Origin of the sequence: Caldisericum sp. (assembly GCA_022759145.1) — a bacterium.
In the GTDB taxonomy this organism is placed as follows: domain Bacteria; phylum Caldisericota; class Caldisericia; order Caldisericales; family Caldisericaceae; genus Caldisericum.
Map to the genome: position 1 here is coordinate 14,052 of JAEMPV010000019.1, position 7,399 is coordinate 21,450.

The window sequence follows — 7,399 nt, forward strand, 5'->3', positions numbered from 1 at the left end:
GCTTCAGGCACTGCGGTGTTTGTGGAGGATATTTAGTTTATGAAAGCCTTCAAATTTGTATCAGTTTTTGTATTTATTTTTTTAATTGCAATTTCTGCGTCTTCTATCTCAGCAGGTACAATTAGACCAAGCGTAAGAAATAGTATTACACTTGTTCCTGCGTACTTTTATCCTACCGAAGATGATTTTTTGAAACTCACAATTTCTAAAACGGTAAGAACTCAAGTTGTTATTTTGAATCCCGATAACGGTCCTTCAGGGACTGTTGATGATAATTATAAAGATGCAATAAGAAGATTGCTTCTTAAAGGAAAAATTCCCATTGGGTATGTTTATACAGGTTATGGTAAAAGAGATATAAATGATATTAAGGCAGATATTGATAGGTGGTATAAATTTTACCCAAATATAAGGGGGATATTTTTGGATGAGGTAAGTGATGAAGAAGAATTTATTTCTCTTTATTCAACTATCTATAAATTTATTAAAGACAAATACAAGGGAGTTGTTGTAATAAATCCCGGGACAAATTTCCCTCAAAAGCTCCTTAACTTTTGTGATTATGCGGTAGTATTCGAGGGCGACCCTTATGAATTAAATAATTTTAAGATTAGTGACTCTCTTAAAAATAATCTTAATAAGCTGGTATTTCTTGTTTATGGAGTTGATGATGAAAATATAGAGGAAGTTTTAAATGACATAACTAAAAGAGGTGTCAAAAACTTTTACATTACAGACGATGATTTGCCTAATCCCTGGGATAAGTTGAGCAAATATTTTGATAGGTTTTAAGATGCTAATTAGAAATACTACAGTAGTTAATTTTGATGATTTATCGATTTTAGAAAGCGTTGATGTCAAGATCAGAGGAAATCTAATTCAAAGTATTGGAAAAATTGAAGAAGTTGATAATGAAACTATTGATGGTTCTCGATATATCCTTATGCCAGGGCTTACAAATGCACATGCGCATACTGCAATGGCACTTTTAAGAGGGGCAGCAGAAGATACAACATCAACAGAGTGGTTTAACGAGCACATCTGGATTTACGAGAAAAATATTGATAAAGGCGATGTTTACATAGGGACGCTTTTAGGCGGAGCAGAGATGATTGCCTCAGGCATCACAACTGTTTTCGACCATTACTTTAATATGGATGAGGCATATAGAGCATATACTGAACTTGGGATGCGTGCGGACTTATCTTATACGATGTTTGGAGCAGGCGAAAGCGCAGATAAAAATTTTGATGAGGCAATGAATTTTATAGAGAACTTCTCAGATAAAAGTGACCTTATTACATTGAGTTTAGGACCACACTCTCCTTATGTTTGCCCAAAAGAATTTCTTGAGACGATTGCAAAAATTCAAAGTGAAACAAATTTGAAGGTTCATCTCCATATTTCCGAAGAGCCATGGCAAGTGGAGAAATCGATTAAGGAATTTGGTCTTACTCCAATAAAGTATATCGATTCAATTGGGCTTCTAAATGAAAACACAATTTTAGCCCATGCTTACTTTGCAACGGATGAGGAACTTGAACTTATTAAAAAGAAAAACGCAAATATAGCACGTGCGCCTAAAACTTACTTGCGCTTTGCCTGGGTAAACGACCTTCTTCCAAAGGCGTTAGAAAAAGATGTAAATATAACTTTTGCAACCGATGGAGCAGCATCCAATGCAAATTATTCAATAATTGAGGCAGGGCGGCTTTCTGCAATCCTTGGCAAGGTTGCAACAAATTCTCCCAGGATTGCTAAATTTGAAGAGGTTGTAAGACTTTTTAGCCTTGGGGAGCGATTCCTAAAGAAACCCATAGGGAAGATAAAACCTAATTATCTTGCTGATATAGTTTTTCTTGATAAATACTCTCCAAGATTAAACCCACAGGACAATATTTTTGCAAATCTCCTTTATGTATTGTCTGAACAGGACATAAAGAAAGTTATGGTAAATGGGAAATTTGTTTACGAGGATGGGAAAATTTTAGGTGTTAATATGGAAGAAATTATAAAAGAAGCAAATAAGATAAGTAAAAGGCTTAGGGTAAAGAAATCTGGAAAACCACTTCAAAATTTTGGTTAAAATATTTTTAAGGAGGCAAGTATGAGGCTATTTGTATTTGAAAGTGAAGGTTTTTTGAATGTAGGTGTCGAGGTTGATGGGCACAAAATAAACATCAACAAACTTTCCGAAGCAATGGAGCACATTGGCGAAAAGACAGCTCCTTATGTTGAATCAGTACAATCTGCAATTGAGCAATTTGAGGATGTAAAGAAGATGATCGCCTGGGGTAAGAAGACTTTTAAAGACCAATTTTTTGAACTTTTCAAGGTTAATGTAAAGAAATTTTATCCTCCTATCGATAAGTCAGCACAGGTTGTGTGCCTTGGAAAGAACTATGTTGAACATGCAAAAGAAACAGGTGGAGAGGTTCCCGATGAGCCAATTCTTTTTGGTAAGTTTGCAACACTTGCTATAACAGATGGAGACATAATTATGTATCCAAAATGGGCAACAAGGATTGACCCAGAACCAGAACTTGGAGTTATTATAGGGAAAGAATGCAAAGATGTGGAAGAGATTAATGCAATGGATTGCGTTTTTGGATATACGATTGTAAACGACATAACGGAGAGAAACATAGAATTCAAGGATATGGCAAAGGGACTTCCATGGTTTAGATCCAAGAATTTTGAAACTTCTCTTTCAATTGGTCCTTATATTGTGACAAAAGATGAAGTTAAAATGCCTCATAATCTTGAAATCGAACTTTATGTGAATGGGGTATTAAAGCAAAAAGGCAATACCAGGGATATGATTTTCAAAATAGATAAGACAATTTCGTATATCTCAAAGTACTTTACGCTTTATCCTGGAGATGTTATCTCTACTGGAACAGTCCCAGGTATTCTTCCAGTTGAAAAAGGCGACGAGGTATTGATAAAAATCGAGAAAGTTGGGGAGTTGAAAAACAGAGTTTCAAGATGAAATTTTGGTGGAGCAGAGGGGACTTGAACCCCCGGCCTCATCCGTGCGAGGGATGCGTTCTACCACTGAACTACTGCCCCACCCCCTATGAATTATACCAGATTTTTGAATTTTTAATTTTACCCCTCTTGACATTTCTTGCAAATGTATAAAATTAATCTATAATGTATCTAAAGGGAGAATGAAATGAGCGCATTATTTGGCAAGAAAGACTTTAGAAGGGATTTGCAGAGTTTAATTCAGAAAGGGGACATTAAAGGAGCCTGTGAATATGCTATGCGCAATGCCTCTGATTATGAAGAACTCGGGAATATTGATAATGCTATACTTGTGCTTAAAACCCTTTTAGACCTTATTGAAGAAAATAAAGTTAATAGACCAGAGTGCATTGAAATCTCCCTGGAGAAACTCGTTTCTCTGTACATTGAGGTAGACGAGGTTGATAAAGTTATAGAAAACTCATTAAAACTTGCAAAACTTAAGATCGACCTTGGAAAAGTTGGGGAAGCAGTCCAACTTATGAAAATGGTTGATTTTAGATACAAATTGAACACATCTCAATTAAAGGAATTAATAAACATTTATATCTCTGCAGGGCACATTCCTAATGCTCTCAGGCTAATTGAAAGGGTTCTTGAGAGAGAAAAAGACAATAATCTTATGAAACTTGCAGGTGATATCCTTTTCAACGCAGGTGATTTCGAAAAAGCCCTTGAGTACTTCAAAGCACTTACAGTTCTCGATCCCGAAAATGAGTACGCAAAAAAGAAGGTAGAAGAGATAGAAAAGATATTGAATGTCCTAAATAGAAGTGGAGAAAAAGTTAAGCCTCAAATACCAATAGAAGGTAATATTGTTGAAAGTAAAAAGGTAGAAGTAGAGGAAGTTCATACACCGCCCGTTAAGGAGAGTATTAAGCCTTTAGAGAATTTAACGAGAGAAGAGAAAGCAAAGGAAAATGCTGTTCCTGAAAAACCCTTAGAAGAAAAGCCCAAAATCGAGGAAGAAAAACCACCCGTAACGACTGAGTTACCCGAAGTAAAAGTAGAAGAAGTTTTAAAAAAACAGCCTCAAACTTCTGAAGAAAAGGTTGAACAGCCCAAGCCAGTAAGATTGAATCTTGAGGACATTCCTGAATATGTTGAAGCACTTTCATATATTGAAAAAGGGGATATTAAAGAAGGAGTAAAAAAGCTTGAAACGCTTGCTCTTGATTTTGAAGGAAAAGATATCAATACGGCAATTGAGATATACGAGAAAATACTTCTCATTGACCCTACTCATCTATCGGTTGCAAAAAAGATTTCTAAGATACTTCTCGACAATGGAAGAAAGCAAGAAGCAATATTTTATTTGAGAAGCGCCACAAATAGCATAGACCCTTTGGCTCGATTAGAGGCACTCCTTTCTTTAAAAGAACTTGTCCCTGAAGATGAGAATGTTAAGAAACGAATTTTCAATACTTACATTGAACTTGGACGTTTAGAAGATGCAATAGAAACTTTAAAGTGGTTCCCAATTGAAAGCCTTAATGCAATTCTTGAAGAGATGTTTAACTATGTAAAAGATAATAAAGCCCTGATTTCAAGAGTATCAAAGTTTATTAACTCGAAAGAAATTGCAGAATCCGTTAAATTCAAATATTTCTACAGGACTTACGAACTTTGCGTTGAAGCAGGAGATAATATAGAGAGCATAAAGTGGCTTATAAAGGCACACTCGGTACGCAAGTTATCCCTGGAGGATTATTTTAGAGGAGCAGAACTTCTTAATGGTCTCAAGTTGCCAGAGGAAGCTGAAATTATTGCCCAATCTATATATGAATATATTGAACTTCAAAATGACCCTGTGAAGGCTTATGAATTATCCGAGAAAATTTTAAGTCTTGGCGTAAACAAGCCTCTCTACTATGCAAAGCACCTTGAACTTGCGTTGCGTGTCCAAAAAACTGATGTTGCTCTAAAGATGGCAGAGCGCCTTGTTGAACATAATGCAATCCAATACGCTGAACTTGTGTACGATAGTATAAAGGAACACATAAAGAGCCTTGATAAGGACACGCTTACGAAATTTATAAACTACTTTGAAATAGCAGGATTAACGAATGTTGCATATGAGTTGAATCTTGAGTTACTTAAGTTAGATCCATTCAACTCGCAGGCACTTACTAAAACTTTCCTTTATGCTGTTGAGAAGGGAGACGAGAGGGAAATTCTTGCATTCCTTGAGAAATTCCCGCCCAATTCTTCCTATGCAGGTGTTGTTGAGCCAATAATTGAAAGATACAGTGCAATGAAAACAAAGAATCCTTTCGACCCCACCTATCACTTTATAATTGGCTTCCTATATTACTTTATCGAAAGGTACGAAGAGGCTGTTGCATATTTCCAGTTTGTGTTGCGATCCAATAGAAACAAGGCTTTAATGAGGCTTATGCTAAGTATGTGCTTCGAAAAGACATTGCTTCTTGATTTTGCCTTAAAGCAACTTGAGTTGGGGCTGAATGAAGAAGGAGTTCCTGAGGTGAAGAAAGAGATTCTTTATCGTTATGCGATTATGAAGAAGAATATAGGTGATGTTGTAAGCGCCCGTAAGGCATTAACTGAACTTTTAAAGATGGGTGAGTATAAAGATGCAAGAGTTCTATTAGAAACATTGCCTTCTGAAGGGAAAATTATAGATATTAGAGGTGAAGAAAAATGATATCTCCCGGGACTGAAAAAGTTGGAGAAATTTTAGTTAGAAAAGGACTTGTTTCGAGGGAAACTCTCGAGAAATACCTTGCTGTCCAAAAGGTAACAAAAGAGCCACTTCTTAAGATTCTTATGGATAACGGTATTATTGACGAAGTTCAACAGGCTCAACTCCTTGCAGAACAGTGGGGTTTTGAGTTTATTGACCTTGTAAAGTATCCAATTGAAAAAGAAATCCTTCGCTATACAGATCCTGAAAAAGCAAAGTCTTTTGGCTTTTTTGTTTTTAAAAAAGAAGGAAATGTCTATCATGTTGCAATTTCTGATCCTACAAATATTGATACAGTTGATTATGTGAGAACAGTTTATGGCACAAATGTTAAGTTCTATGTGACACCAAAAAGTGCGATAATTCAAACTATAGAAAGATATTACGAACTTGAGAATGTTGTAAAGAAGGCAGAAGAAGAGTTTGCTGATGTAGAAGTTGTTGAAACGACAGAGGAAAGTGACTTATCAAAATTGAGAATGCTTGGAGAAGATGCCCCTGTTGTTAGGCTTGTTAATAGTATTATTTCGCAAGCAATTGTTGAAGGGGCTTCGGATATTCATATTGAGCCAATGGAAGACTCAGTTAGAGTCCGTTACAGAATTGATGGAATCCTACACGAAAAGCAGAGGCTTTCGAAAAAGATACAACCAGGAATTATTGCAAGGTTTAAAATAATCTCAAATATGGATATTGCTGAAAGAAGAATTCCTCAAGATGGTCGTATTTCTTTAAAATTTGAAGGTCGTCCTGTTGATTTTCGTGTATCTTCACTACCTTCAATTTTTGGTGAAAAAATAGTTTTGCGTATCCTTGATAAAACTTCTTCTATTAAGCCTCTTGAACAACTTGGATTTTCACACGAAAACCTTGAAAAATTCAAGCATATCATAAGTCAACCTTACGGAATGATTTTGATTTCTGGACCAACTGGGTCGGGAAAAACTACAACACTGTATTCTATTCTAAACACACTAAACACACCAACAAAAAATATAATAACGGTTGAAGATCCTGTAGAGTATCAGTTGAAGGGGATTAATCAGGTGCAGGTAAATGATAAAGCAGGTTTGACTTTTGCAAACGCACTCAGGGCTATCCTCAGGCAGGACCCAAATATTATTCTCATAGGCGAAATCCGTGATAGAGAAACGGCACAGATTGCGATTGAAGCAGCGTTAACAGGACACCTGGTATTATCAACGATTCACACAAATGATTCAGCATCAATTCCTACTCGTCTTATTGATATGGGCATAGAGCCCTTCCTTGTTGCATCATCTTTGATAGGGGCAACTGCACAGCGACTTATAAGAAAAATCTGTCCGAAGTGTAAAGAGCCTCAGACACCCTCTAAAGAAGTGCTTGAACACTTGGGTTTCAAGGTTGATGAAGGTGTCACCTTCTATAAAGGAGCAGGGTGCGACAGTTGCAATCATACGGGATACAAAGGGCGTGTTGCTATTTCTGAAATTCTTCCTATAACACCAGAAATACAAAGGCTAATTTTGAAGCAAGCGTCTTCTAAAGAGATACTTACTGAAGCAAAAAGGCTTGGAATGAAGACACTTTTGGATGATGCGCTAATGAAGGCAGCAGAGGGTGTAACAACCCTTGAGGAAGTAATAAGAGTAGTTTCAACATTGGAGGTAGTGGAATGATGAA

5 protein-coding genes and 1 tRNA gene are annotated in these 7,399 nt (G+C 36.4%); 5 read left to right on the top strand and 1 reads right to left on the bottom strand.

Translation table 11 applies throughout. The features are described 5' to 3' along the window. Window positions 1–39 precede the first annotated feature (39 nt). The 3 genes from JHC30_01215 to JHC30_01225 are packed head-to-tail and all read left to right on the top strand — an operon-like array spanning window position 40 to window position 2,992. A complete protein-coding gene (locus JHC30_01215) occupies window positions 40–792 on the top strand; it encodes a spherulation-specific family 4 protein (GenBank protein MCI4462774.1) in 753 nt (250 codons plus the stop codon). A 1-nt stretch (window position 793) separates the two neighbouring features. Then, window positions 794–2,086: an amidohydrolase gene (locus JHC30_01220; GenBank protein MCI4462775.1), complete on the top strand. Its 1,293-nt coding sequence runs from the start codon at window positions 794–796 to the stop codon at window positions 2,084–2,086. A gap of 21 nt (window positions 2,087–2,107) precedes the next feature. Continuing rightward, complete coding sequence (locus JHC30_01225) at window positions 2,108–2,992, top strand: fumarylacetoacetate hydrolase family protein (GenBank protein ID MCI4462776.1); 885 nt, start codon at window positions 2,108–2,110, stop codon at window positions 2,990–2,992. Between the two features lie 5 nt (window positions 2,993–2,997). On the opposite strand, the gene JHC30_01230 is transcribed toward JHC30_01225, so the two are convergent. Further along, window positions 2,998–3,072: transfer RNA gene (locus JHC30_01230), tRNA-Ala, on the bottom strand. Between the two features lie 106 nt (window positions 3,073–3,178). Here JHC30_01230 and JHC30_01235 point away from each other — a divergent pair. Both JHC30_01235 and tadA read left to right on the top strand, forming a co-directional pair. Continuing rightward, window positions 3,179–5,695, top strand: coding sequence for a tetratricopeptide repeat protein (locus tag JHC30_01235; protein ID MCI4462777.1), 2,517 nt, complete (start codon window positions 3,179–3,181; stop codon window positions 5,693–5,695). Beyond that, a complete protein-coding gene (tadA, locus tag JHC30_01240) occupies window positions 5,692–7,395 on the top strand; it encodes a Flp pilus assembly complex ATPase component TadA (GenBank protein ID MCI4462778.1) in 1,704 nt (567 codons plus the stop codon). Before JHC30_01235 ends, tadA begins: the two co-directional genes overlap by 4 nt. Window positions 7,396–7,399: the final 4 nt, after the last annotated feature.